At 60.9% G+C, this 24,044-nt stretch carries 24 protein-coding genes; 16 read left to right on the plus strand and 8 right to left on the minus strand.

What is annotated here, in order from left to right; genetic code table 11:
• Nucleotides 1-23: 23 nt before the first annotated feature.
• On the minus strand, nt 24-1,298 hold the full coding sequence (locus EU811_RS11005; protein WP_142938463.1) for a DNA recombination protein RmuC: 1,275 nt from the start codon (nt 1,296-1,298) through the stop codon (nt 24-26).
• 111 nt (nt 1,299-1,409) lie between these two features.
• Between EU811_RS11005 and ychF the strand changes: the two genes are divergently transcribed.
• From ychF to EU811_RS11045, 8 genes are all read left to right on the plus strand, one after another.
• Complete coding sequence (gene ychF / locus EU811_RS11010; protein ID WP_026546223.1) at nt 1,410-2,495, plus strand: redox-regulated ATPase YchF; 1,086 nt, start codon at nt 1,410-1,412, stop codon at nt 2,493-2,495.
• Between the two features lie 102 nt (nt 2,496-2,597).
• Nucleotides 2,598-3,110 (plus strand): DUF1877 family protein, encoded by a 513-nt coding sequence (locus EU811_RS11015; protein WP_142938464.1) that lies wholly within the window; start codon nt 2,598-2,600, stop codon nt 3,108-3,110.
• A gap of 37 nt (nt 3,111-3,147) precedes the next feature.
• On the plus strand, nt 3,148-3,591 hold the full coding sequence (locus tag EU811_RS11020; protein WP_142938465.1) for an XRE family transcriptional regulator: 444 nt from the start codon (nt 3,148-3,150) through the stop codon (nt 3,589-3,591).
• Complete coding sequence (locus EU811_RS11025) at nt 3,588-3,920, plus strand: HepT-like ribonuclease domain-containing protein (RefSeq protein WP_142938466.1); 333 nt, start codon at nt 3,588-3,590, stop codon at nt 3,918-3,920. Before EU811_RS11020 ends, EU811_RS11025 begins: the two co-directional genes overlap by 4 nt.
• A gap of 313 nt (nt 3,921-4,233) precedes the next feature.
• Nucleotides 4,234-5,871 carry a peptide ABC transporter substrate-binding protein gene (locus tag EU811_RS11030; RefSeq protein ID WP_142938467.1) on the plus strand — a complete coding sequence of 546 codons (1,638 nt, stop codon included), beginning with the start codon at nt 4,234-4,236 and terminating at the stop codon, nt 5,869-5,871.
• Nucleotides 5,872-6,080: 209 nt separating this feature from the next.
• Entirely contained in the window at nt 6,081-7,010 is a 930-nt protein-coding gene (locus tag EU811_RS11035; protein WP_142938468.1) for an ABC transporter permease, read from the plus strand.
• Nucleotides 7,000-7,983 carry an ABC transporter permease gene (locus EU811_RS11040; RefSeq protein WP_062072945.1) on the plus strand — a complete coding sequence of 328 codons (984 nt, stop codon included), beginning with the start codon at nt 7,000-7,002 and terminating at the stop codon, nt 7,981-7,983. Before EU811_RS11035 ends, EU811_RS11040 begins: the two co-directional genes overlap by 11 nt.
• A gap of 11 nt (nt 7,984-7,994) precedes the next feature.
• Nucleotides 7,995-9,710, plus strand: coding sequence for an ABC transporter ATP-binding protein (locus EU811_RS11045; protein WP_223940589.1), 1,716 nt, complete (start codon nt 7,995-7,997; stop codon nt 9,708-9,710).
• Nucleotides 9,711-9,883: 173 nt separating this feature from the next.
• On the opposite strand, the gene EU811_RS11050 is transcribed toward EU811_RS11045, so the two are convergent.
• On the minus strand, nt 9,884-10,726 hold the full coding sequence (locus EU811_RS11050) for an SGNH/GDSL hydrolase family protein (protein WP_238703385.1): 843 nt from the start codon (nt 10,724-10,726) through the stop codon (nt 9,884-9,886).
• Between the two features lie 284 nt (nt 10,727-11,010).
• Here EU811_RS11050 and typA point away from each other — a divergent pair, with 284 nt between their 5' ends.
• The gene (gene typA, locus EU811_RS11055) at nt 11,011-12,927 is read left to right on the plus strand and encodes a translational GTPase TypA (protein ID WP_142938470.1); all 1,917 of its coding nucleotides are present in this window, start codon (nt 11,011-11,013) and stop codon (nt 12,925-12,927) included.
• 33 nt (nt 12,928-12,960) lie between these two features.
• Nucleotides 12,961-13,392, plus strand: coding sequence for a hypothetical protein (locus tag EU811_RS11060; RefSeq protein ID WP_142938471.1), 432 nt, complete (start codon nt 12,961-12,963; stop codon nt 13,390-13,392).
• On the opposite strand, the gene EU811_RS24725 is transcribed toward EU811_RS11060, so the two are convergent.
• Complete coding sequence (locus EU811_RS24725) at nt 13,325-13,576, minus strand: putative acetyltransferase (protein WP_446698051.1); 252 nt, start codon at nt 13,574-13,576, stop codon at nt 13,325-13,327. The two genes, EU811_RS11060 and EU811_RS24725, sit on opposite strands and share 68 nt — an antisense overlap.
• 135 nt (nt 13,577-13,711) lie before the next feature.
• Between EU811_RS24725 and fdxA the strand changes: the two genes are divergently transcribed.
• From fdxA to EU811_RS11080, 3 genes are all read left to right on the plus strand, one after another.
• Nucleotides 13,712-14,038 carry a ferredoxin gene (fdxA, locus tag EU811_RS11070; RefSeq protein WP_017200392.1) on the plus strand — a complete coding sequence of 109 codons (327 nt, stop codon included), beginning with the start codon at nt 13,712-13,714 and terminating at the stop codon, nt 14,036-14,038.
• Nucleotides 14,039-14,052: 14 nt separating this feature from the next.
• Nucleotides 14,053-15,201, plus strand: a complete 1,149-nt coding sequence (dapC, locus tag EU811_RS11075; RefSeq protein WP_142938472.1) for a succinyldiaminopimelate transaminase — start codon at nt 14,053-14,055, stop codon at nt 15,199-15,201.
• Between the two features lie 232 nt (nt 15,202-15,433).
• The gene (locus tag EU811_RS11080; protein WP_142938473.1) at nt 15,434-16,717 is read left to right on the plus strand and encodes a citrate synthase; all 1,284 of its coding nucleotides are present in this window, start codon (nt 15,434-15,436) and stop codon (nt 16,715-16,717) included.
• Between the two features lie 78 nt (nt 16,718-16,795).
• Here EU811_RS11080 and galE read toward each other — a convergent pair whose 3' ends face one another.
• On the minus strand, nt 16,796-17,836 hold the full coding sequence (gene galE / locus EU811_RS11085) for a UDP-glucose 4-epimerase GalE (protein WP_142938474.1): 1,041 nt from the start codon (nt 17,834-17,836) through the stop codon (nt 16,796-16,798).
• An 80-nt stretch (nt 17,837-17,916) separates the two neighbouring features.
• Here galE and EU811_RS11090 point away from each other — a divergent pair, with 80 nt between their 5' ends.
• Together EU811_RS11090 and EU811_RS11095 are read left to right on the plus strand one after the other, a co-directional pair.
• A complete protein-coding gene (locus EU811_RS11090) occupies nt 17,917-18,543 on the plus strand; it encodes a TetR/AcrR family transcriptional regulator (RefSeq protein ID WP_142938475.1) in 627 nt (208 codons plus the stop codon).
• A 110-nt stretch (nt 18,544-18,653) separates the two neighbouring features.
• The gene (locus EU811_RS11095) at nt 18,654-19,265 is read left to right on the plus strand and encodes a hypothetical protein (RefSeq protein WP_142938476.1); all 612 of its coding nucleotides are present in this window, start codon (nt 18,654-18,656) and stop codon (nt 19,263-19,265) included.
• A gap of 63 nt (nt 19,266-19,328) precedes the next feature.
• Here the strand turns inward: EU811_RS11095 and EU811_RS11100 are convergent, their stop codons facing one another.
• Both EU811_RS11100 and dapD read right to left on the minus strand, forming a co-directional pair.
• On the minus strand, nt 19,329-20,171 hold the full coding sequence (locus tag EU811_RS11100) for a hypothetical protein (RefSeq protein WP_142938477.1): 843 nt from the start codon (nt 20,169-20,171) through the stop codon (nt 19,329-19,331).
• A 13-nt stretch (nt 20,172-20,184) separates the two neighbouring features.
• Nucleotides 20,185-21,210, minus strand: a complete 1,026-nt coding sequence (gene dapD, locus EU811_RS11105) for a 2,3,4,5-tetrahydropyridine-2,6-dicarboxylate N-succinyltransferase (RefSeq protein ID WP_142938478.1) — start codon at nt 21,208-21,210, stop codon at nt 20,185-20,187.
• A gap of 85 nt (nt 21,211-21,295) precedes the next feature.
• Between dapD and dapE the strand changes: the two genes are divergently transcribed.
• Nucleotides 21,296-22,420, plus strand: a complete 1,125-nt coding sequence (gene dapE / locus EU811_RS11110; RefSeq protein ID WP_142938479.1) for a succinyl-diaminopimelate desuccinylase — start codon at nt 21,296-21,298, stop codon at nt 22,418-22,420.
• Nucleotides 22,421-22,498: 78 nt separating this feature from the next.
• Here dapE and EU811_RS11115 read toward each other — a convergent pair whose 3' ends face one another.
• Together EU811_RS11115 and EU811_RS11120 are read right to left on the minus strand one after the other, a co-directional pair.
• Nucleotides 22,499-23,347 carry an amino acid ABC transporter permease gene (locus tag EU811_RS11115; RefSeq protein WP_142938480.1) on the minus strand — a complete coding sequence of 283 codons (849 nt, stop codon included), beginning with the start codon at nt 23,345-23,347 and terminating at the stop codon, nt 22,499-22,501.
• On the minus strand, nt 23,344-23,994 hold the full coding sequence (locus EU811_RS11120) for an amino acid ABC transporter permease (RefSeq protein ID WP_011775440.1): 651 nt from the start codon (nt 23,992-23,994) through the stop codon (nt 23,344-23,346). Before EU811_RS11120 ends, EU811_RS11115 begins: the two co-directional genes overlap by 4 nt.
• Nucleotides 23,995-24,044: the final 50 nt, after the last annotated feature.

Genomic DNA, 24,044 nt, shown 5'->3' on the forward strand with positions numbered 1-24,044 from the left:
AGTTCAGTTAAGCGGCATATCTTCTAGGCTGCCGACTCCCGGTCGTCGCTGTCATCTTGGTCGCGGGCTGTCTCCTGATGTCCGAGGGTGTCAACCGCCAGCAACTCCGGGGCTGCCAACGCGCGGGGGACAACCTCGACGGATATCGGTGCGGACAGGCCGGCATCGTCCATGGTGTTGAGCTTTCGCGCCGTCGGGAGAACCCGGGCCTCCAACGTGCCCACCATGGCGTTATAGCGATCCACGGAGGTCTTCAATGAGCTTCCCAGCTTGCTGACATTGTCCCCGAGGGTGCCCATGCGTTCGTACAGTTGCTTGGCGAGCTCGAACAGCTCATGGGCGCTGTCGGTGAGGACATCCTGTCGCCAAGTGAAGGCTACGGACTTGAGGACCGCCAGCAGGGTGCCTGGCGAGGCGAGAACTACATTCCTGGACAAAGCGTGTTCCAGCAGGGCAGGGTCGGCCTCAAGGGCTGACGCCAGAATGGACTCTGCCGGAAGGAAGCAGATCACCAGCTCGGGGGAGTTCCCAGGAATGTCCCAGTACTTCTTGGCCGCCAACGCATCGATGTGGGCCTTGAGAGCCTTTGCATGCTGTGCCAGCAGCGTCTTGGAGTCATGGCTGATGGCAGGACCTACCGACTCACCGAAGGATCCGTCTCCGTGGAGTTGTTCCTGCGCAGCGAGGTAGGAAGCCAAGGGCACCTTGGCATCTACTACCAGCTGCTTACCACCAGGAAGCTGAACCACCAGGTCCGGCCGCAGCGTGTTGTCGTTACGGCCCGAATGAACCTGCTCATGGAAGTCCACGTGCTTGAGCATTCCAGAGGCCTCCACCACTCTGCGGAGCTGAACCTCGCCCCACTGGCCGCGTGCACTGTTGGAACGGAGTGCTGAGGCCAAGGCGTGCGTTGACCGCAAGAGCTGTTCGTCGGATGAACGCGCATCCTGCAATTGCTGGGCCAGTTGGCCGTACTGCTCCACCCTGTCCCGCTCGAGCAGCGATACCTGTTGCTGCACCGCCGTGAGCTTTTCGGCCACGGGAGCGAGCGCGCGCAAAACACTGCCGTCGGAGTTCCTTGCTGCGCTCAACTCGCGGTTCTGTGTAAACAAAAGCCTCCGCTCGGCGTCGGCGGCTGCCAGCTGTGCCGTCACTTCCGAAAGCCGTGACGAAACGGCATCGAAGTCCTCCTCCAAGCCAGCGCCCCGGCGTCGGAAGACAATATAGCCGGCCGCAAGCCCAACCGCGGCGCCAATCAGCAGCATGAGCAGGGCCAATACCAATCCAAATCCATCCATGTGGCAACCCTGTCACAGGGGTACGACAGTTTTAGCGAGGCTGTACGCGTGGGCCCGGTTTGCGGGTGGTGACAACCCCGGACGTGGTTCCAACGGGTAGAATCAATGCTCGTGGCTCTTACTATTGGCATCGTCGGACTGCCCAACGTCGGCAAATCAACTCTTTTCAATGCACTGACCCGCAATCAGGTGCTCGCTGCGAACTATCCGTTCGCAACGATTGAACCCAACGTCGGCGTGGTGAACCTTCCCGATCCGCGTCTGGCGAAGCTGGCGGAGATCTTCGGTTCGCAGAAGTTGCTGCCCGCTCCGGTGTCCTTCGTGGACATCGCAGGCATCGTGAAGGGTGCCTCGGAAGGCGAAGGCCTGGGGAACAAATTCCTCGCCAACATCCGCGAAGCGGAGGCCATCGCGCAGGTGGTTCGTGTTTTTGATGACCCGGATGTCATCCACGTCGATGGCAAGGTTGATCCGCGCTCCGACATGGAAACCATCAACACCGAGCTGATCCTTGCTGATCTTCAGACCATCGAAAACGCCATCCCGCGTATCGAAAAAGAAGTCAAGATCAAAAAGCGCGAAGCAGCTGAACTGGCCGCCATCAAGGCAGCCCAGGCAGTCCTGGAACGCGGCGACACCATCTTCTCCTCGATCAAGAGCGACAAGCTGGAGATGGAGCACCTCAAGGAGCTCGGGCTTTTGACTGCCAAGCCCTTCATCTACGTCTTCAATGCCGATGAAGGCATCCTTGGTGACCAGGAAAAGCAGGATGAGCTGCGTGCTTTGGTGGCCCCTGCTGATGCGGTGTTCCTTGATGCCAAGCTCGAATCCGACCTCGTTGAACTGGACGAGGAAGAAGCCCGCGAAATGCTGGAAATGAACGGCCAGAGCGAATCCGGCCTGGACCAGTTGGCCCGCGTTGGGTTCCACACCCTTGGCTTGCAGACCTACCTCACAGCCGGTCCCAAGGAAACCCGTGCATGGACCATTCGCCAAGGCGACACTGCGCCTCAGGCCGCTGGCGTGATCCATTCCGACTTCCAGCGCGGCTTCATCAAAGCTGAAGTTGTTTCCTTCGACGATCTCATCGACGCCGGTTCCATGGCTGAGGCCAAGTCCCGAGGCAAGGTCCGTATTGAAGGCAAAGAGTACGTGATGGCCGACGGCGACGTGGTGGAGTTCCGCTTCAACGTGTAGGTCCACAGCCAAAAAATCCTTGGTCCGCTCGCAGACCATGCGTTATCCACATATGGCCACTGGCCGGGCCTTCCGAGGTCAGCCAGTGGCCATACTTGGCAAATGGGAATCAGATACTACGCATATGCCTTCGACGCTGACGTCACGGACTTAGTCCTCGCCGATCCGAGACGCTTTTTATCGACAGACCCAATTGCTGACGCTTGGGGTCTCAAAGCTGCCGACGGGTTTGAGATCGCCACCTTCGAACAAGCCGTACCGGAGTGCGACATGCTCTACCTGGACAAAGCATGGCGCTACTTGCAGGCCTTCTCCGCGCCCTCAAGGGCCGGAGGCGAAGCAAGGCCTGCGTTTCGCATGTTTGAAGGTGCAGTGACCATGCATCATGACGGGTGGGAATCATGGGTGCGCGTCCTTCCTCCGTCCGACGTGGTGGCCATTGCCGAGGATCTGCACGATGTATCTGACTCGGAGTTCGGCGACTGGCTGCAGGAGTACTTGCCGACCGAGAGGGACTCGAATGTCCCGTACGGTGTTGGCTATCTCCAACAGGCCCGGGTTTTCGTCACGGATCTGGCGGCCGTCGGTCGCGGGCTGGTCTACCTGATTGGCTAAAAGCCAGCGACGACATATCACGCGATATCATGGCTGCATGGGAAACGCGGTGAGGGAAGTCCGTGAGGCTGCTGGCATCAGCCAGGGCGAGTTGGCTCGGCGCTCTGGGGTGGCCCAGCCAAACATTGCTGCTTACGAAGCTGGTCGGCGCACGGCATCCCCGGTGATGTTGGACCGTCTTCGTGCAGCAGCGCGCCCTTTGCCGCATGAAGTCCTTGCATCGCGGGGCCAGGAATTGCTTCAGCTGGCACTGCGCTATGGTTTCAGCAATGTTCGCGTCTTCGGTTCTGTGGCCCGCGGACTCGATCGCCCAGGAAGCGATCTGGACATCCTGGTCACACGATCACCCGGCGTCGGGTTATTGACTGTCGCGGCGTTTGCCGCCGAAGCAAGTGAATTGTTGGGGGTAGAAGTTGACGTCGTCACCGATGGCGGCTTGCGGGAAGATCACGAAATCCTGACCACCGCGGTCGCCCTATGAATCAAAGGGACGCAGCCGCACTCAGAGAGATCGTCCGTTTGTGTGGCGTCGGGGCTGCCCGCGTCAAGCGCGGCCGTGCCTGGTACCTCGGCGACGCTGACAATGTGCCGGGCTTGGCGGCGGAGTCGTTGATCATCAAAATCGGAGAAAATGTCGCTCGCTTGAGCATCGAGACGACCGATCGGTACCCCGAAGTTCCGTGGTCTCTGATCAAGCGAATGCGGGATCGGCTCGCGCATCACTATGAGGGGACAGACTACGACGCGGTCTGGGACACCCTCGACGCTGACTTACCGACGATAGAGCACCTTATCCGATCGATCAACTAGTTCCTCTATCAGGAGCCTCGATCCACTGTATGTTCAGCGCGGACCGGGGCTCCTTTTTCGTCTGAAAATCGTCCTGTCCTGCTGTCAGACAGCGTATGCTACCACCGAGTAACGTTTGACTTGAAATCCGCGGCAAATTAGGCATGTGTAGGTTGCGGAACGGTTACAGTTTGGCCAGCATGTCCCATCATCTGGACACAATGTGGGTAGGCTTACACTCACATGTAGGCAACGTCACAGTAGGAAACTGTGCCTGTGCCTGGGGGAAATCACGAATTTTCCCTGCTCAACTCCACGACTCATAGGAGGCGGAATGCGTTTCTCGCGCACTTCCAAAGCTCTAGGCGTAGCGGCGATCATCGCCCTCGCAGCTACCGGTTGCGGTGGCGGCAGTAGCAACGACTCCGGTTCATCCGCGGGTGATCCGAACAAGGTCATCATCGCCGACGGCTCAGAGCCGCAGCGCCCGCTCATGCCGGCAGACATCAACGAAGTGGGCGGCGGCAAGATCGCAACGCTGATCTTCTCCGGCCTGGTCAGCTATGACCCTTCCGGCAAGCCGGTAAACGAGTTGGCGGAGTCCATTGAGGCGCCCGACGCGCAGAACTTCACCATCAAGATCAAGAAGGACCAGAAATTCACCAATGGTGACGCCATCACGGCGAAGACGTTTGTGGACTCCTGGAACTACGGTGCAGCAGCAAAGAACGCGCAATTGAGCGCCACTTTCTTTGAGAGCATCAAGGGTTACGACGAAGCCAGCGCAGAGGGCTCCACGGTGGACACGCTGTCCGGCCTGAAGGTTGTGGATGACACCACCTTCACCGTTGAACTCAAGCAGCCCGAGTCTGACTGGCCGCTCCGTCTCGGCTACACGGCGTTCATGCCGGTTCCCGCCGCGGCACTTGCCGACCCCAAGACCTACGGCGAAAAGCCTGTGGGCAACGGCCCGTACAAGATGGCCGAAAACGGTTGGCAGCACAACGTGCAGATCCAGCTCGTCCCGAACCCCGACTACAACGGTCCCCGCAAGGCAAAGAACGGCGGCGTGACGTTCAAGATCTTCCAGAATGACGACGCTGCATACCAGGACCTGCTGTCCAACAACCTGGATATCCTGCAGGTCATCCCCACCAGCGCGCTCAAGAACTTCAAGACTGACCTGGGCGATCGCTTCATTGAGAAGCCGTACGCAGGCAACCAGACCATTGCCATCCCGGAGTACCTTCCGGAATGGAGCGGCGAAGCGGGCAAGCTCCGTCGCCAGGCTATCTCCATGGCCATCAACCGTGAAGAGATCACCAAGGTGATCTTCAGCGGTGGCCGCCAGCCGGCCAAGGACTTCACTGCTCCCGTCCTCGACGGTTACAGCGACAGCATCCCGGGCTCGGATAACCTGAAGTTCGACGCCACCAAGGCCAAGGACCTCTGGGCCAAGGCAGATGCAATCCAGAAGTGGGACCCGAACACGGCCTTCACCATTGCGTACAACGCTGACAAGGGCGGCCACAAGGCTTGGGTTGAGGCTCTCACCAACCAGCTGAAGAACAACCTCGGCATCAAGGCCGAGGGACTTCCCTTCGCAACGTTTAAGGAAGCACGCGATCTTGCAACCACCGGCAAGCTCACTGGCGCCATCCGCGCAGGCTGGCAGGCAGACTACCCGTCGCTGTACAACTTCCTCGGCCCGATCTACAAGACCGGCGCTGGCTCGAACGATGCCCGCTATGAGAACCCCACCTTTGACAAGGCTATCTCTGACGGACTCTCCGCACCTTCCGTTGCCGAAGGTAACAAGGCAATGAACAAGGCACAGGAAATCCTTCTGCAGGATCTCCCCGCCATCCCGCTGTGGTACCAGGTTTCACAGGGTGGCTGGAGCACTGGCGTCTCCAATGTTGACTACGGCTGGGACGGCGTTCCGCTGTACTACAACATCACTGGCAAGTAACCGCGAAACGGCGGCGGGGGTGCTCAGCTGAGCATGTCCGCCGCCGTATCACGTTGCAAATCAATGACGCCCAACTACGGTTGGGCGTCCTTGTGCAGGCCTACTTGCCCCGGCAGGGAACGTTTGCACATCAGACGAAAAGGTTCTTTGATGAACAACTCCGCTGCACCCCTGGACAGGGTGCCTGCTGATCGGGGTGTGATGCGCTGATGGCCACATACATCCTCAAACGATTCCTCCAGCTGATTCCAGTTTTCCTGGGGGCCACACTGCTGGTGTACTTCCTGGTTTTCAGCCTTCCCGGCGACCCCATTGCCGCCTTGTTCGGTGATAAACCGGTTAACGAAGCTGTTGCTGCGAAACTACGGGCTCAGTACAATCTGGACCAGCCTTTCTTCATCCAGTATTTGCTGTACCTCAAGAGCATCTTCACCTTCGACCTTGGCCAGGACTTCTCCGGCCGGCCCATTGCCGCCGTCCTCGGCGAGGTCTTCCCAGTCACAGCCCGGCTTGCCGTGATGGCTCTGATTTTTGAAGCGGTCTTCGGCATCGCCTTCGGCCTCATCGCCGGTCTTCGCAAGGGAAAGCTCTTCGACGGCACCGTCCTGATCGCCTCGCTAATCGTCATCGGTATCCCGATCTTCGTGCTCGGCTTCATTCTTCAATTCTTCATCGGTGTGCAGCTGGGGTGGGCTAAACCAACTGTCAGTGCGGCCGCGACAGTGCAGGACTTGATCCTGCCTGCAATCGTTCTTGGCCTCGCGTCGTTCGCTTACGTTCTCCGTTTGACCCGGACCAGCGTCATCGAGAACATGAATGCCGACTACGTCCGGACAGCCACGGCAAAGGGGTTGTCCCGTTTCAGGGTGGTCAACGTCCACATTTTGCGTAACTCGCTTATTCCAGTGGTGACGTTCCTGGGCGCAGACCTTGGCACCCTGATGGGAGGAGCGATTGTCACAGAAGGTATCTTCAACGTTCCCGGCGTAGGCAACAGGCTTTATCGGGCCGTCCTGTCGGGTGAGGGACCCACGGTGGTCTCCATTGTCACGGTGTTGGTGTTGATCTACTGCCTCTCCAACTTGCTTGTTGACCTCCTTTACGCCTGGCTTGACCCGAGGATCCGCTATGACGCCTGAAAGTAACCTGACCGGGCAGGACACCACCCGGCGACACATTGAGCACTTCGTTGCCGATCTTGACGAAACGCCGCTGCAGGCAACCGACAAGGTCAAGGAAGACAGCGCTCCCTCCAGCCTTTGGGGTGAGGCATGGAAGAACCTGCGCAAGCAGCCATTGTTCATCATCTCGGCCATCATGATCCTGGCCGTAGTAGTGGTTTCCCTCTTCCCGGGTTTGTTCTCTCAAATTGATCCCTCCAACGAAGCCTGCCAGCTGTCCAACTCAGACGGCGGACCTGCATCGGGTCACCCTCTTGGCTTCACGCAACAGGGCTGCGACGTTTACGCTCGCGTCATTTTCGGTACCCGATCGTCGGTGACCGTCGGCCTGTTCACGACCATCGGCGTCGTCCTGTTCGGGGGCATCGTTGGTGCCCTCGCCGGATACTACGGCGGTTGGGCGGATGCACTGCTGGCCCGCCTGACGGATATTTTCTTCGCACTGCCGCTGATCCTTGGCGCAATCGTGATGATGCAGCTCCCCGTTTTCCGTGCGAACCGTACGGTATGGACACTGGTGCTGATTCTTATCGTCTTTGGGTGGCCACAAATTGCCCGCATCACCCGAGGCGCAGTGATTGAGGTCAGGAATGCCGACTTTGTAGTGGCTGCACGATCCCTGGGTGTTTCACGTTTCCGTTCACTGTTGCGTCACGTGCTGCCCAACTCCCTGGCACCAATCATCGTGGTGGCAACCATTTCCCTCGGCACGTTCATTGTTGCTGAGTCGACGCTGTCCTTCCTGGGTATTGGCCTGCCCCCGAGCGTTATGTCATGGGGTAATGACATCCAGGCCGCACAGGCATCCTTGCGATCCAATCCGATGCCCTTGCTTTACCCGGCAATAGCTCTATCCATCACAGTCTTGAGCTTCATCATGCTGGGCGACGCCCTGAGGGATGCGCTGGACCCCAAGGCGCGTAAACGATGAAAGGCGAAGCCATGAACTCTTCAGTTCACATCAAGGAAGAAGTCGCCGGCTCTGAGCGTCCGCTGCTGGAGATCAGAAACCTTGCAATCAACTTCACCACCAGTAATGGTGAGGTCAACGCAGTAAGGAACGCTCATCTGACGGTCATGCCCGGCGAGACTGTCGCAATCGTGGGGGAGTCGGGCTCAGGAAAATCAACCTCAGCCCTGGCTGCCATTGGACTACTTCCCGGAAATGGCCGGGTGGCTGGCGGAGAAATTTTCTTTGACGGCGAGGACATTGCCCACGCGAGCGAGAAGCGCATGATCGAGCTCCGCGGCAATTCCATTGGCATGGTTCCTCAGGACCCCATGTCCAACCTGAACCCCGTGTGGAAAATCGGATTCCAGGTCAAGGAGACTTTGAAAGCGAACGGGCTCCCCTCAGGGCCCGAGGACGTCGCCAAGGTCCTCTCCGAGGCAGGCTTGCCCGACGCTTCGCGCAGAGCCAAGCAGTACCCGCATGAGTTCTCCGGAGGCATGCGTCAGCGTGCGCTCATTGCCATCGGACTTTCATGCCAGCCGCGCCTGCTGATCGCGGATGAGCCGACGTCGGCACTTGACGTTACGGTCCAGCGGCAGATTCTGGATCACTTGGACAAGATGACGTCCGAGCTGGGTACAGCCGTGCTTCTCATCACCCACGATCTCGGCCTCGCCGCCGAGCGTGCGGACAAGGTGGTTGTCATGTACAAGGGCCAGGTTGTGGAGTCCGGGCCTTCGCTGGAGCTGCTCCGCAACCCACGGCACCCCTACACGAAGCGACTGGTCGCTTCGGCGCCGTCGCTGGCTTCACGTCGTATCCAAGTGGCTAAGGAGCAGGGGATCGAATCTGAGGAGCTGCTGGCTCCTGCAGAACCGGTGGTCGTCGAGGCAGCCCTGCCGGAGGAGGTTCTGAAAGTTGAGGACTTGACGAAGGTCTTCAAACTTCGTGGCGGCATTGGCAAGTCCACGGACTTCACTGCAGTCGACTCTGTTTCCTTTGCCGTTAAGCGCGGAACCACTACGGCCATTGTTGGCGAGTCCGGATCCGGCAAGTCGACTGTGGCGCAAATGGTTCTCAACCTGTTGGAACCGACGTCGGGAAAGATCATCTTTGACGGCGTGGATACGTCGACGCTCAGCAGCAAGGACCTGTTTAAGTTCCGTCGCCGGGTCCAGCCGATCTTCCAGGATCCCTACGGTTCCCTCGATCCCATGTACAACATCTTCCGCACCATTGAAGAACCGTTGAGAACACACAAGATCGGCAACAAGGCCAGTCGTGAGAAGAAGGTCCGTGAGCTGTTGGACCAGGTGGCCCTGCCGCAGTCCACCATGCGCCGGTACCCCAACGAGCTCTCGGGTGGCCAGCGGCAACGTATTGCCATTGCACGAGCCTTGGCTTTGGACCCTGAAGTCATCATCTGCGATGAAGCGGTCTCAGCATTGGACGTGCTTGTCCAAGCACAGGTGCTGAACCTGCTGGCTGATCTTCAGGACAACCTCGGCCTGACGTACCTGTTCATCACCCACGACCTCGCCGTGGTCCGGCAAATTGCCGATCACGTCTGTGTCATGCAGAAGGGCAAGCTCGTGGAGACCGGCAGCACGGATGATGTCTTCGACAACCCTCGAGAGGCATACACCCAGGCACTCCTGGACGCCATTCCGGGTGGTTCGCTGCTCTTGCCGCCAGAGGTGGCCTGACCGGCGTCGTACGTTCTCTTCGCCGTAACGCAACAGAGCCGGTGGTTCCCTGCGAAGGGAACCACCGGCTCTTGCCGTTTAAGGCACGTGTTGCGGGGCCCGCTCTGCATGCCAAGGCGCTCACAAAGCATGCAAAGCGGGCCTCACAACGCTCGGGTTGACGACGGCGCGGGCTACTTCGCCGGCGGGGCGGTATCCGGGCGGGCCGTGAGGCCAAGGGCCGTGAATTCGCGAGCCAATGCTGCGCCCAGTTTCGCGTGCCCGGCAGGCTTCAGGTGCACGCCATCTTGGAGATCCCCGATCGCGTCGTAGCGGGTGAGCCAGTCGCCCGCACTGACGAACGGGATGGCGTGCTTGGCCGCGATACGTCCCAAGAGGGCGTCAATTTCCGTACGGCGTCCGCCGCCATTGCTCACGCCTCTGGCCAGGGTTCCAATCATGGCGAAGGTGGTTCCCGGGTAGCGCTTCTTGAGGGCAGCGAGGAGCCGCTCGGCATTGCTGGTGATCTGCGCGTCGGTGGCTCGCTGGGTGGCGTCATTGCCGCCACCCTGGATCACGATCAACGGTGGATCGCCAAAGGGCAACACCCAGTCTCCGCGTTGCAACGCATCGATGTAGTTGCCGGTTTTCCCGTTGGTTGCTACGTATCCTGTGCCGCCCATGCCCACGACGTGCAGTTTGTAGCCCATCGCAGCAATTCCTTGCTGCGGCCATGAATCCTTCGGCATGGATTGGGAATCGCCGATGAGTACAGCGGTGTGGCGAACGTCCGCCAGGACCAGCTCGCTGCGGTTATTCGCCGGGTTTTTGTACAGCGAGCCCACCGGTAGGTTGAGGGAACTGGGGGCAGGGGCCACTCGTAGCGGTTTATCGGCGGCCGCTGTCTGCGCGGGCACGGGCGCGACTGATCCAGAGGGGGCGGTGATTGGCGCTGGGTTTGATCCGCAGCCCACCAGGAGAACGCCGGAGGCGATCAGTGGTGCGATCATGCGGAACGCGGCCGGAGCTTGTCGCATCTATTGTTCTCCACGTGGCACTGGTTCTGGAGCCAATCATGCTGCACGCGACCGCGAAAATCCAGCATCTTGACTTGCGTTTACGTCACAACGCGGGAGTGTGAGCAGTGCCACATTCGGGGGGTGAATGGCTTGCTTTTTAGGCTCATAAATGCAACTGCGTTTAGACTGGATGCAGGTGCCCTGTGTCCCGGGGTCTTTTCGCTGTGTGTTCCGATCAAGTCGATCAGGTATGCGCGCGGATACAAACAGCTGACTTCACCACTGAAACGAGTCATTAACGCATGTCTGAAACCATCACCAACACTGCGTCGCGGAGCGATCTGCGCAACGTCGCGATCGTCGCACACGTTGACCACGGCAAGACCACGCTGGTCGACGCCATGCTCAAGCAGACCAACTCCTTCGCTTCCCATGGTGAGGTTGAGGACCGTGTCATGGACTCCGGTGACCTGGAGCGCGAAAAGGGCATCACCATCCTCGCCAAGAACACCACGGTTGCCTACAACGGCCCGTCGTCCAACGGCGAGACCATCACCATCAACGTCATTGACACCCCCGGCCACGCCGACTTCGGTGGCGAGGTAGAGCGCGGTCTGTCCATGGTTGACGGCGTCGTCCTGCTGGTCGACTCCTCTGAGGGTCCCCTGCCCCAGACCCGCTTCGTGCTGCGTAAGGCCCTCGCCGCCCACCTGCCGGTGATCCTCCTGGTCAACAAGACCGACCGCCCGGACGCCCGCATCGACGAAGTGGTCCACGAGTCCATGGACCTGCTCCTCGGACTTGCCTCGGACCTTGCTGACGAAGTTCCGGACCTGGACCTGGACAAGGTCCTCGAAGTCCCCGTCGTCTATGCCGCTGCCAAGGTTGGCCGCGCTTCCCTGGAGCAGCCGGATAACGGTTCCGCTCCGGAGAACGAGGACCTCGAGCCGCTCTTCAAGACCATCATCGAGCACATCCCAGCTCCCACGTACAACCCTGAGGGTGTACTGCAGGCCCACGTGACCAACCTGGACGCATCGCCGTTCCTGGGACGTCTCGCCCTTCTCCGCATTTACAACGGCACCCTGCGCAAGGGCCAGACCGTTGCTTGGGCTCGCGCCAACGGCGAGCTGAAGAACGTGAAGATCACCGAGCTGCTGGCCACTAAGGCACTGACCCGCGTTCCCGCCGAAGAGGCCGGCCCGGGTGAAATCGTTGCTGTTGCCGGCATCGAGGAGATCACCATCGGTGAAACCCTGACGGATGCCGAGAACCCGCAGCCGCTGCCGCTGATCACCGTGGATGATCCCGCGATCTCCATGACCATCGGTATCAACACCTCGCCGCTGGCTGGCAAGGTCAAGGGCGCCAAGGTTACGGCCCGCCAGGTGAAGGATCGCCTGGACAAGGAACTGATCGGTAACGTCTCCATCAAGGTTCTCCCCACCGCGCGTCCCGACGCTTGGGAAGTTCAGGGCCGTGGCGAGCTCGCGCTGGCCATCCTGGTTGAGCAGATGCGCCGTGAAGGCTTCGAACTGACCGTTGGCAAGCCGCAGGTTGTTACCAAGACCATCGACGGCAAGCTCCACGAGCCGATGGAACACATGACCATCGACGTGCCCGAAGAATACCTCGGCGCCGTCACCCAGCTCATGGCTGCCCGCAAGGGCCGCATGACCAACATGGCCAACCACGGTACCGGCTGGTGCCGCATGGAGTTCATCGTTCCTGCACGTGGCCTGATCGGCTTCCGCACCCGGTTCCTCACGGACACCCGCGGCGCCGGCATTGCTGCCTCCATTTCCGAAGGCTACGAGCCGTGGGCCGGCCCGATCGAGTACCGTACCAACGGTTCCATGATCGCCGACCGTGCCGGTGTTGTTACGCCGTTCGCCATGATCAACCTGCAGGAACGCGGTTCCTTCTTCGTGAAGCCCACCTCCGAGGTCTACGAAGGCATGATCGTGGGCGAGAACTCCCGCGCTGATGACATGGACGTGAACATTACCAAGGAAAAGAAGCTCACCAACATGCGTGCGGCTTCCTCCGACACCTTCGAGAACCTGACGCCGCCGCGCGACCTGACCCTCGAAGAGTCCCTGGAATTCGCCCGTGAGGACGAATGCGTTGAGGTCACCCCGGAATCCATCCGAATCCGCAAGGTCATCCTGGACTCGAACGAGCGCGCCAAGGCCAACCGCGCCCGCGCCAAGTCCTAGCCTGGACTTTCTGACGCAGTCAGGAACAGCTGAATGAAGAAGAGAGCCGCCGGTATGGCACGCAGCATTGCTGCGGCCGTGCCGGCGGCTCTTTTTGTTGCCCTCGCCGGAACAGCGCTCCATCGGCGGACCGTACTTTGGGCAGGCGTTGAGCTCCCATGGGGCGTGGCCGCAGCTCTGCTGCTCGTGGCGTCCGTACAGTTGTGGCTCGCTGCCTGGTGCCGCTCGGTGGTACCGGCGGCGGTGGCAGGCGTGGTGAGCTACGCCGTCGTCGGAATCCTGTCCTCAGCCGGTCCGGCCAAGCAGTTGATTCCGGGCGACGCCGTGGGGAACGTCTGGGTGTTCGGCATCGGCGGAGTGACGTTAATCATGCTTGTGGTCATCAGTCGGCTGCCCGTCAGTCGGACGCGGCGCGCACGGATTGCCGGCGCGGCGGCGGAGGTGGAACCTCTTTCGCGGCGATAACCATTGCCAGCGGAATGTCGACGTCGGACGTGCGGGTCCGGACTGTACAGGCGCCTTCGGTGGTTCCTACCAGATAGCCGAGTGCGTCCGTCAAACCGTCCTCGATCCTGTACCGGACCACTACCCGGATTCCTGGCTCTGCGTTGAGGAGGAACTGTTGGGGCGGCACATTCGGGGGAGTCACCGTTTCATACTAAGACGCGGGCTAGGTTGGCGTTAGCGCACTGTTGGATAATAGGCTCGGAAGTTGAGTGCCCGGCATGATGCCGGCAGTGTTACCCCGGCCATCGCCGGGACAAACCGTGGAGAGGTCTGGGACGTGACGTACGTAATCGCGCAGCCGTGTGTGGATGTCAAGGACAAGGCATGTATTGAAGAGTGCCCTGTCGACTGCATTTACGAAGGTGAGCGTTCCCTCTATATCCACCCCGATGAATGTGTCGACTGTGGTGCTTGTGAACCTGTGTGCCCTGTTGAGGCCATTTACTACGAGGATGACACCCCGGAAGAATGGGCCGACTACTACAAGGCCAACGTTGAGTTCTTTGATGACCTGGGTTCCCCTGGCGGAGCCGCCAAGATCGGAAACACGGGCAAGGACCACCCGTATATCGCTGCACTGCCCCCGCAGAACCAAGACCACTAAGGGCGGTTGTTTCCTTGATTTCCGCGGCGCCGGCTTTCGGCCTGAACCTGCCTGACTACCCGTGGGAGGCTATGGCGCCGTATGTTGCCACAGCCGCTAAACACCCCGGTGGCGCAGTGAATCTTTCCATCGGCACGCCGGTGGACCCCACTCCCGGACTCATCCGTGAGGCCCTTGCTGCGGCCTCGGACGCCCATGGCTACCCCACGGTGCACGGCACCGAGGCCCTGCGCCAAGCCGTAGTGGACTGGTTCGCCAGCCGCCGCGGTGTGCCGGGGCTGGACCCCAAGGACGTCATGCCAACCGTCGGCTCCAAGGAGCTCGTGGCCTGGCTGCCGTTCCTGCTCGGTTTGAGCGCCGGCGATGTTGTTGTTAGGCCTACCGTTGCCTACCCGACGTACGATATCGGCGCCTCACTTGCAGGTGCCACGGCGGTTGCTGCGGATGACCTCGACGAACTTGATGCAGCCACCCGCGCGAAGGTTCGTTTGATCTGGATCAACTCGCCCGGCAATCCCACAGGTAGCGTCCGTGATGTTGAGTCACTGCAGCGGATCGTGGGCCAGGCCCGCGAGCTCGGCGCGGTGGTGGCTTCGGATGAATGCTACGCCGAGCTGGGTTGGGGCGAATGGGATGCCCAACGCGGGGGAGAAGCTGTGCCCAGCATCCTGGATCCCCGCGTCACCGGGGGCTCCACGGACGGCCTGCTGTGCGTGTACTCGCTGAGCAAGCAATCCAACCTTGCCGGATACAGGGCAGCCTTCGTTGCCGGGGATTCGGCCATCATGGCCAACCTGGTGAACAGCCGTAAGCATGCGGGCATGATTGTTCCCTACCCCGTGCAGGAAGCCATGCGCGTTGCACTGGGCGATGCCAGCCACGTGCTGGCCCAGAAGGACCTGTACCGCGGACGCCGCGAGAGGATAGTGCCTGCGCTGGAGAAGTTCGGGCTGACCATCCACGAATCCAAGGCCGGGCTCTACCTGTGGTCCACGGCCGGAGAAGCCACGTGGGACACCGTGGCTCGATTCGCTGACCTCGGCATTGTGGTGGGCCCGGGCGTGTTCTATGGAGACGCCGGTAACGGATTCATCCGGGTGGCCCTCACCGGCAGTGACGAACGAATCGATGCCGCAGTTGAACGGCTTGCCACAGCCTCATAACAATGCTGTGACTTGCGCCACTTATAGCGTCATTCCGCCAGTAACCGGACGGTACGGATTAGTTCCGCAGGGTTACTGGCGGTAGCTTTTTAACTGACTATCAATGGTGGCCTTCTCTAAGAAAGCACTTCGGCCGTTGGAGCCCTGCAACAGTAGGGCCGAAGGCGGCGACACCAGAAGGTGGTTGGACAAGCGTTCGATAGAGGCCCTGAGGCCTCATGAAGGGGACTCCATGACTGAGACCACCAGCGCGACACTGCGCCATGCCGGCGGCGAACTCGAACTGCCGCGCATCAAGGTTGTAGAAGGAAACGAAGGCTACGACGTTTCCAAGCTGCTGAAGCAGACGGGCGCCGTTGCCTATGACCCCGGCTTCATGAACACAGCGGCCACCACCTCGGCCATCACCTACATCGACGGCGACGCAGGTGTCCTGCGCTACCGCGGTTACCCCATTGAGCAGCTCGCGCAGCACTCGAGCTTCCTCGAGGTTTCCTACCTGCTGATCTACGGCAACCTTCCCACTCCCACGGAGCTGGAAGAGTTTGATCAGAAGATCCGTCGCCACACGCTCCTGCACGAAGAGCTCAAGGGCTTCTTCGGCGGGTTCCCGCGTGACGCCCACCCCATGCCGGTGCTTTCCTCGGCTGTTTCTGCGCTGTCCACGTTCTACCAGGACTCGCTGGATCCCTTCAACGCGGAGCACGTGGAAGTTTCCACCATCCGCCTGATGGCCAAGTTGCCGGTCATTGCTGCCTACGCGCACAAGAAGTCCATCGGCCAGCCGATGCTCTACCCGGATAATTCCATGAACCTGGTGGAGAACTTCCTGCGCCTGAGCTTCGGCCTTCCGGCCGAGCAGTACGAAATGGACCCGGTAGTCGTCAAGGCACTGGACCTCCTGCTCATCCTGCACGCCGACCACGAGCAGAACTGTTCCACGTCCACCGTGCGTCTTGTGGGCTCGTCCAATGCCAACCTCTTCGCGTCGGTTTCCGCCGGCATCAACGCCCTCTTCGGCCCCGCACACGGTGGCGCCAACGAGGCCGTGCTGAAGATGCTCCGCCAGATCCAGGCCGACGGCATCAAGCCCGAGGACTACATGGAGAAGGTCAAGAACAAGGAAGACGGCGTCCGCCTCATGGGCTTCGGACACCGTGTCTATAAGAACTACGATCCCCGCGCCAAGATCATTAAGGCAACGGCACACGAAGTTCTGGGTAAGCTCGGCGGCAACGACGAACTGCTGGACATCGCCATGCGCCTCGAAGAGAAGGCATTGGCTGACGACTACTTCATCCAGCGCAAGCTGTACCCGAACGTCGACTTCTACACCGGCCTCATCTACAAGGCCATGGGCTTCCCGGAGAAGATGTTCACCGTACTGTTCGCCATCGGACGCCTCCCGGGCTGGATTGCCCAGTGGCGCGAAATGATCAACGACCCCCAGACGAAGATCGGCCGTCCGCGGCAGCTCTACACAGGGGAGCCGGAGCGCAACTACCCGGCCAACTGACACGGCAGCAGCGTTAATAACGACGGCGGCCGCTCACCNNGGTGAGCGGCCGCCGTCGTTGGTTGCGGTGCCTGCAGACTAGGCGTTGTTCGCCGCTGCAGGCTGAGCAGAGTTGTAGCCGTAGGGGTTGTTCTTCTGCCAGCGCCAGTGGTCCTCGCACATCTGGTCCACCGTCTTGGTGGTGGACCAACCGAGGTCTGCAAGGGCGGAGGAAGCGTCCGCCCAGAAAGCGGGGAGATCGCCGGCCCGGCGGCCGGTGATCTCGTAGGGGATGGGCTGGCCCACGGCCTTCTCGAAGGACCGCAGAACCTCCAGGACGGAGGAGCCACGGCCGGAGCCAAGGTTCCAGCGGCGGACGCCGGCACGCTCAGCGATGTAGTTCAGGGCTGCTACGTGCCCATCGGCCAGGTCAACCACGTGGATGTAGTCGCGCTGGGCTGTGCCGTCGGGGGTGTCGTAGTCGCCGCCGAAGACCATGAGCTTCTCACGGCGTCCCACGGCTACCTGCGCGATGAAGGGGACAAGGTTGTTCGGGATGCCCTGCGGGTCCTCGCCAATGCGGCCGGACGGGTGTGCGCCCACGGGGTTGAAATAGCGCAGCAGTGCGATATGCCAGCGGTCGTCCGCGTTGCCAAGGTCAGAGAGGATGTCCTCGATCTGCTCTTTGGTGCGGCCGTACGGGTTGTTGGCGCCGATTTCCATCTTCTCGATGTACGGGCTGGGGTTGTGCTCGCCATAGACCGTGGCGGAAGAGCTAAAGACGATGGAGCGCACGTTGTGCTTGTCCATGGCGCGGAGCAGGTTCAGCGTGCCCACAATGTTGTTGTAGTAGTAGGCCAGGGGTTCCTGGACGGACTCGCCCACGGCCTTCAGGCCGGCGAAGTGGATCACGGCGTCGATCTGGTGCTGGTCGAAGACCGCCTCAACTGCGGGCTCATCTACCAGGTCAACCTTGTGGAAGGCGGCGGTCTTGCCGGTGAGCTCGGAAACGCGGCGGAGGGATTCCTCGCTGGAGTTCACGAGGTTGTCGAGCACAACGACGTCGTGGCCGGCTTCCTGGAGGGACAAAACGGTGTGGGAACCGATGTAGCCGGTGCCACCCGTGACAAGAATTTTCATGGTTCCTACGCTATCGGAAATTGGAGCCACGCCGCTCTCTGTTGAGCGGTGTTGAAGCACGTTCGTGCTAAAAACAATTAGTGCCCAAAATTGTTGATGCCGAAGCCCGGCGCCATGAAGTTGTCCAAGCCGTCTTCCGGATCATTGCCAGCGATGGCTTGGAACGGGCATCACTGAGGGAAGTGGCTGACGAAGCAGAACTGGCTGTTGGTTCGGTGCGCCACTACTTCGCAAGCAGCGATGAGCTCTTGGTCTTCTCCTTCGGGGCAGTGATCGATCGCATCGTAGGCCGCCTTGAAGCGGCACTTGCATCGGTCGAGGATGCGTCGCCGGACAGCGCCGAACAACACGATGCCGTGCTATACCTCCTCGGCCAGTTCCTGCCGTTGGACGAGGAACTGGCGGTAGACGCTTGTGTATGGATGGCGTTCCGGCAGGCTGCCCGGATCAGGCCGGTCCTGGCCGCTGAAGCCGAGCGCAGCCACCGCACCGTGGCCGCCGTCGTCGGTCGCCTCATCCTTATCCTTAACCCCGGTGAAGCTGACTCCCGGCAAACCCTTGTGACTGAAGCGGAGAGGCTCCTTGCCACCATGGACGGCTTGTGCATGCACGCATTGCTGCAGCCCGAGTGGATGACCGCAGAGATGTGCAGCGACGTCCTCACGGCTCACCTGCGGTCCCTCAGGGCCGCGCCATCCAGCCGCTAAGCGTCATTGCGTCGGCCGAGCCCCATAAGAGGCGGATGACGCCATTACCGTGCGGAGTCATCGGGAATAGACTGGAACATGTCGGGGACCTGCCAAAGGGAGGAATTCGCATGCACGAGTCAGGCGGCCCGGGATGGCGCATCACCATGGATACGTCCGGGCCGATGCTCATCGCCCTGTACTTGCGCGACGTAGCGGGACTTGATGGCGCCGGAAAACCCATACTCTCGCACGCAACACCAAAAGTCCGGCATGCAGACCATAAACACCTCACTTCTGATGTGGGTGGCCTCCCTGCACTGAAGACCGAGTGGGAGGCTTGGTGGGAGAGTCTGGTGAAGTCCTATCCCCATCCGGCCCCGGAGCTCTCGCCGCCCAGCTTCAAGGCTTTTGGCAACTCACCGGCCCTTCAACGCGTTCTGCAAGCTCATTTTGGCTCTGCCTTGGGGTGGGCCACCGACAGGATCGATGAGTATGCCAACCTTGAGGCCACCCGTGAAGCCAACGGGATGACACAGGTGCTAAGCGAAATGGTGGAGGACAGGCTTCTTGAAGTTGGCCGCAGTTCCCGTGACTTCGAACTCACCATTATTGAGTTGCCGCTCAATGAACCCCGTGCCTGGTATTTGGAACCCAACACCATGATCATGAGCCACCAACTGCTCTCCGAGCCGGATGTCTTCCGCAGCTACGTCCAACCTGTGGTGGAGATTCTCGCCTGAGCGATTTTTTGGACAGATACGGCCCTTAAGACGCGCGTATAAGGGCGGGAGCTGTACAAAAACTCAGGTGGCGGGGGCGGAGACCGTGATGGTGACCATCTCAGGTGGGGCGGCAGAAGGTTGCCAGCCGTCCCGTTTCTCCCGGTTCCACGTCTGGCCAGCAACGTCCACCTGGGTAATGGACAGCGTCTTGGCGTTGGCCACTGCCCAATGGGCCACAGCCCAGGCCAGTGTTCCATCGATGTCCAGCTGCACCGAGCGGCCCTGTACGGTGGCCGCTTGGGTGCCGAACGCCGTCGTGAGTTCATCAACGACGGCGGCAGGGTCACCAGCCGCCTCGGGCATGCGCAGTTCGCAGTTCAGTGCAGCCTCGGAGTGACCGGTGAGAGCAGAAGCGAAGGCCCTGCCCATGCCTTCGTGTTGGGCGTAAGCGCGGGGGAAGGCTGAACGTTGGACCGCTTGGGCGGCCTGGGTGATTTCCATGGATTCGTAGGCTGGGACCTTAACCAAGCCGTCATAGAACGCGTTTGATGCGTAGACGGGGTCCATGACCTGTTCTTCGGTTCCCCATCCCTGCGAGGGCCTTTGCTGGAACAGTCCACGGGAGTCCGGGCCGGCGTCATCGCCGTAATTGATGTTGCGCAGCCTGGATTCCTGCATGGCCGTGGCCAGGGCAATAGTTGCCGCGCGTGGTGGAAGTCCTCGCTGGACGGAGATTGCGGAGATGAGTGAAGCATTGGCTGTCTGATCCGTGGCGAGCTCGTGGCTTTCGGGACCGACCATGGCGAGGCAGCGCTCCGTGACAAGTGTCTCGGAGCGCTGCAGCACTGCAACTATCGCGTAAATGGCACCTGCTACGAGGGCCAAAGCCAGCACCGCAACTATGGCGCGGCGGAACCGGCGCATTGATTCTCTCCTGCTAATTGGCGTGGAGAGCCTCGTTCAGCTCCACCGTTTGGCCCTTGCGGGGAAGTACTTCCACGCCGCCGGTGGTGGAGTTGCGGCGGAAGAGCAGGTTGGGAACGCCGGAGAGTTCCACGGCTTTGATGATCTTGGTGGTGTCCTCGCCGTTTTCGTCTTTGGGGCCCGGAACGCGGACACGGGTACCGGCGGTGACGTAGAGTCCGGCCTCCACCACGGAGTCGTCACCAATGCTGATGCCTACGCCGGAGTTGGCACCGAGCAGGACGCGCTCGCCCAGTGCGATCTTTTCCTTGCCGCCACCGGAGAGCGTGCCCATGATGGATGCTCCGCCGCCAACGTCTGTACCGTCGCCGGCAACAACGCCAGCAGAGATGCGGCCTTCCACCATGGAGGTGCCCAGGGTGCCGGCGTTGAAGTTCACGAAGCCTTCGTGCATCACAGTGGTGCCCTCGGCGAGGTGGGCACCCAAGCGGACGCGGTCGGCGTCGGCAATGCGCACACCCGTGGGAACCACGTAGTCAACCATCCGCGGGAACTTATCCACGCCGTACACCACAACGTTGCCGCGCTTGCGAAGGCGTGCGCGGGTCAACTCGAAGCCGTCAACGGCGGCGGGGCCGAAGTTGGTCCACACCACGTTGGGCAGCTTGCCGAAGACGCCGTCCAGATTGATGCTGTTCGGTTTGACCAGGCGGTGGGAGAGGAGGTGCAAACGCAGGTAAGCATCGGCAGTGTCTGCCGGGGCGGCGTCGAGGTCGATCTGCGCGAAGACCACTTTCTGCTCCGTCCCGCGGGCGGCATCCTTGCCGTCGTTGGCCAGTGCAGTGAGCGCGGGGTCGGCATTCTCAACGTCACGGAGGGTTTCGGCCGCAACGCCAAGTGCGGGTGCCGGGTACCAGACGTCCAGCACGGTTGCTTCCCCGGAAGCCGAGGTGGCGATGGTGGCCAGGCCGAAGCCATAAGCCGATCGGGGGTTGGCGGGCGCGGTTGCGGGCACAGCAGAGGAAGCAGTTTCAGTCATGCGCCAAGTCTATCCAGCAGGCGGAGGTCGGTTAAAACCTGTCTCACACCACAGAAGTCGCATTTGCGGGCATTAGGCTGGACGGGTGACTTTGAACCCTGCCCCCGCCCTCCTTGACCTGCGCCAGGACGTTGCCTTGCTGACGGCTGCGATCATCGACTTCAACAGCGTTTCCGGCAACGAGACCGAACTCGCCGACGCCGTCGAGGCAGCTTTGCGCGCCATTCCTGCCTATACCGTGATCCGGGACGGCGACGCCATCGTTGCACGGACCGAACTCGGCCGCTCGGAGCGTGTCATCCTGGCCGGACACCTGGACACCGTGCCCCTGCCTACGGTTGAGGGCTCCTTGGGTACAGTTCCGGCCACCTGGGAGTCCGGCGTTCCTGGTGAAGGCGTGCTGTATGGCCGCGGCACCACGGATATGAAGGGCGGCGTGGCGGTGCAGCTGGCGCTTGCGGCAACACTCTTCGACGATGGTAGGCAGCCGGACAAGGACGTCACCTTCGTCTTTTATGACCATGAAGAGGTGGAAGCGGTCAAGAGCGGACTCGGCAGGTTGGTTCGGAACCACGGAGATCTGCTGAAGGGTGACTTCGCAATTTTGTTGGAGCCAACCCACGGCACCGTGGAAGGCGGTTGCAACGGAACCAGCCGTTTCGAGGCCACCACTATCGGCGAAACAGCCCACTCAGCCCGCGCATGGATGGGCATCAACGCGATCCACGCCGCGGCACCCATCCTGGCGCGGCTCGCCGCTTACGAGCCACAGACCATCAACGTGGACGGCCTGGATTACCGCGAAAGCCTCAATGCCGTGAAAATCAACGGGGGCACGGCAGGGAACGTCATCCCGGACCGCTGCGTGGTGGAGATCAACTACCGTTTCGCTCCAGACAAGAATCCGGACCAGGCAGAGGCCATCGTCAGGGAGCTTCTGGAAGGATTCGACGTCGTCCGTACAGACGCTGCTGCCGGCGCGAGGCCCGGACTCAATCACCCCGCCGCCGCGTCCTTCATCGCCGCAGTCGGTGCCGAGCCCAAACCCAAATACGGATGGACCGACGTCGCGCGTTTCAGTGAACTGGGCATCCCGGCGGTGAACTTCGGCCCCGGCGATCCTTTGCTGGCGCACAAGGACAACGAGCACGTCGACGCCGATGCCATCCGTGAGTGCCTCCGTGCACTGAGGACGTGGCTGGCGCCGTAGTCCCGAGCACGTTCAAGAAATCAAAAACGGCGGGTCCGGTTCCATTGGAACCGGACCCGCCGTTTGCTTGCCAGAGAACTACTTGGCGGTGGGAACCGCTCCGGCTGCGGTCGCCTTGGCCGTGCCGCCAGCGGTTTTCTTGGAACCCCTGCGTTCAATCCAGATGGCGATACGTGACACCGTCAGGTTGATCAGGATGTAGATGGCCGCGCCCACAAAGAACGCCGGGAACAGGAAGTCAGGGCCGAGGAAGTCGGCCATGATCTGGATTTTCCGCAGCAGTTCCTCGTAGCCCACGATGTAGCCGAGCGAGGTGTCCTTGAGCAGAACCACCAACTGGGCAACCAATGAGGGAAGCATGCGGCGCACAGCCTGCGGGAATTCGATGGACATCCGCGACTGGAAGCTGCGGAGGCCAATGGCCAAACCAGCCTCGCGTTGTCCCTTGGGGAGGGACTGGATGCCGGCACGGAGAATTTCAGCGAAGATAGCGGCGTTGTAGAGAACCAGGCCAACAACAACGGCTTGGAACTGTCCCGTGGCGAAAACCAGCAGGACGAACAACATCATGAGCACCACAGGCATGCCGCGGAGGAACTCCAGCACTACCTGCGTTGGTATACGGACCCAGGGAATCAGGGAGATGCGCAGGAGGCAGAGCGCGATACCCAGGGGGAACGCGATCACGGCTGCAACGGCAGCAGCGGTCAGGGTGGAAACGATGCCCTGGCCGATCAGGTTCCAGACGTCCGGCGCCATGGGGCCGTAGAAAATCTCCCAGCGGTCGGCGTCGAAGATACCCTGCTGCGCCAGCGTTATGACAGCGATAGCCAGGATGCCAAGAATGATCAGAACGCCGGCGGCAGAGCCGATGAGCGAATAGAGGCGGGCCTTGGGCCCGGGGACGTCGTAAAGGACCGATGTCATCGGGCAATCGCCACCTTTCGTTCAACAAAGTGCGCCAGGAGTCCCAAGGGAACTGTGATCAAGAGGTAGAAGAACGCCACCCCGAGGAGGATCCAGAGGACCTGGTTGCCGTAGTCGTTGGAGAGCTGCCGGCCGTAACCGAAAAGCTCCAGGACGAAGAATGCGCCGGCCACCGAGGAGTTTTTGACCAAGGCAATCAGGATGTTGATCAACGGGGGTATGACGGTCCGCACGGCTTGGGGGAGGACGATGAAGCCGAGGACCTGTGTGAAGGTCATGCCGACGCTGCGGGCAGCTTCTGCCTGGCCCACAGGCACGCTGTTGACACCGGAACGGACCGCTTCGGCGATGAAGGCGGCCGTGTAGCTGCTCAACGCGATGATGGCAGCAACTTCGAATTGTTCGAACTTGACGCCCAATCGGGGCAAAACAATGGCGGCGAAAAAGAAAATGATGGTCAACGGGGTGTTACGCGCCACTTCAACATAGAACATGCTGAAACCGCGAAGTGCTGCCACGGGGGAAACCCTCATGGCCGCCAGGAGTGTGCCGACAATGAGGGCAATGATTCCTGAAATTACGGAGAGATACAGGGTTCGGAGAAATCCGTCCCAGTATTCGGGGAGGCTTGCTATGACGGCGTCCATGGCTTCCTTTGGCTGCAGCTAATCAGGGAACAGGGTCCTGGATTCGTCAA

It is taken from the genome of Arthrobacter sp. TS-15 (assembly GCF_006964045.1).
Taxonomy (GTDB): domain Bacteria; phylum Actinomycetota; class Actinomycetes; order Actinomycetales; family Micrococcaceae; genus Arthrobacter.

Coding starts and splice junctions, on each gene's coding strand:
- EU811_RS11005 (WP_142938463.1), bottom strand. CDS start 1,298: ATGGATGGATTTGGATTGGTATTGGCCCTGCTCATGCTGCTGATTGGC.
- EU811_RS11015 (WP_142938464.1), top strand. CDS start 2,598: ATGGGAATCAGATACTACGCATATGCCTTCGACGCTGACGTCACGGAC.
- EU811_RS11020 (WP_142938465.1), top strand. CDS start 3,148: ATGGGAAACGCGGTGAGGGAAGTCCGTGAGGCTGCTGGCATCAGCCAG.
- EU811_RS11025 (WP_142938466.1), top strand. CDS start 3,588: ATGAATCAAAGGGACGCAGCCGCACTCAGAGAGATCGTCCGTTTGTGT.
- EU811_RS11030 (WP_142938467.1), top strand. CDS start 4,234: ATGCGTTTCTCGCGCACTTCCAAAGCTCTAGGCGTAGCGGCGATCATC.
- EU811_RS11035 (WP_142938468.1), top strand. CDS start 6,081: ATGGCCACATACATCCTCAAACGATTCCTCCAGCTGATTCCAGTTTTC.
- EU811_RS11040 (WP_062072945.1), top strand. CDS start 7,000: ATGACGCCTGAAAGTAACCTGACCGGGCAGGACACCACCCGGCGACAC.
- EU811_RS11045 (WP_223940589.1), top strand. CDS start 7,995: ATGAACTCTTCAGTTCACATCAAGGAAGAAGTCGCCGGCTCTGAGCGT.
- EU811_RS11050 (WP_238703385.1), bottom strand. CDS start 10,726: ATGCGACAAGCTCCGGCCGCGTTCCGCATGATCGCACCACTGATCGCC.
- typA (WP_142938470.1), top strand. CDS start 11,011: ATGTCTGAAACCATCACCAACACTGCGTCGCGGAGCGATCTGCGCAAC.
- EU811_RS11060 (WP_142938471.1), top strand. CDS start 12,961: ATGAAGAAGAGAGCCGCCGGTATGGCACGCAGCATTGCTGCGGCCGTG.
- EU811_RS11080 (WP_142938473.1), top strand. CDS start 15,434: ATGACTGAGACCACCAGCGCGACACTGCGCCATGCCGGCGGCGAACTC.
- galE (WP_142938474.1), bottom strand. CDS start 17,836: ATGAAAATTCTTGTCACGGGTGGCACCGGCTACATCGGTTCCCACACC.
- EU811_RS11095 (WP_142938476.1), top strand. CDS start 18,654: ATGCACGAGTCAGGCGGCCCGGGATGGCGCATCACCATGGATACGTCC.
- EU811_RS11100 (WP_142938477.1), bottom strand. CDS start 20,171: ATGCGCCGGTTCCGCCGCGCCATAGTTGCGGTGCTGGCTTTGGCCCTC.
- dapD (WP_142938478.1), bottom strand. CDS start 21,210: ATGACTGAAACTGCTTCCTCTGCTGTGCCCGCAACCGCGCCCGCCAAC.
- EU811_RS11115 (WP_142938480.1), bottom strand. CDS start 23,347: ATGACATCGGTCCTTTACGACGTCCCCGGGCCCAAGGCCCGCCTCTAT.
- EU811_RS11120 (WP_011775440.1), bottom strand. CDS start 23,994: ATGGACGCCGTCATAGCAAGCCTCCCCGAATACTGGGACGGATTTCTC.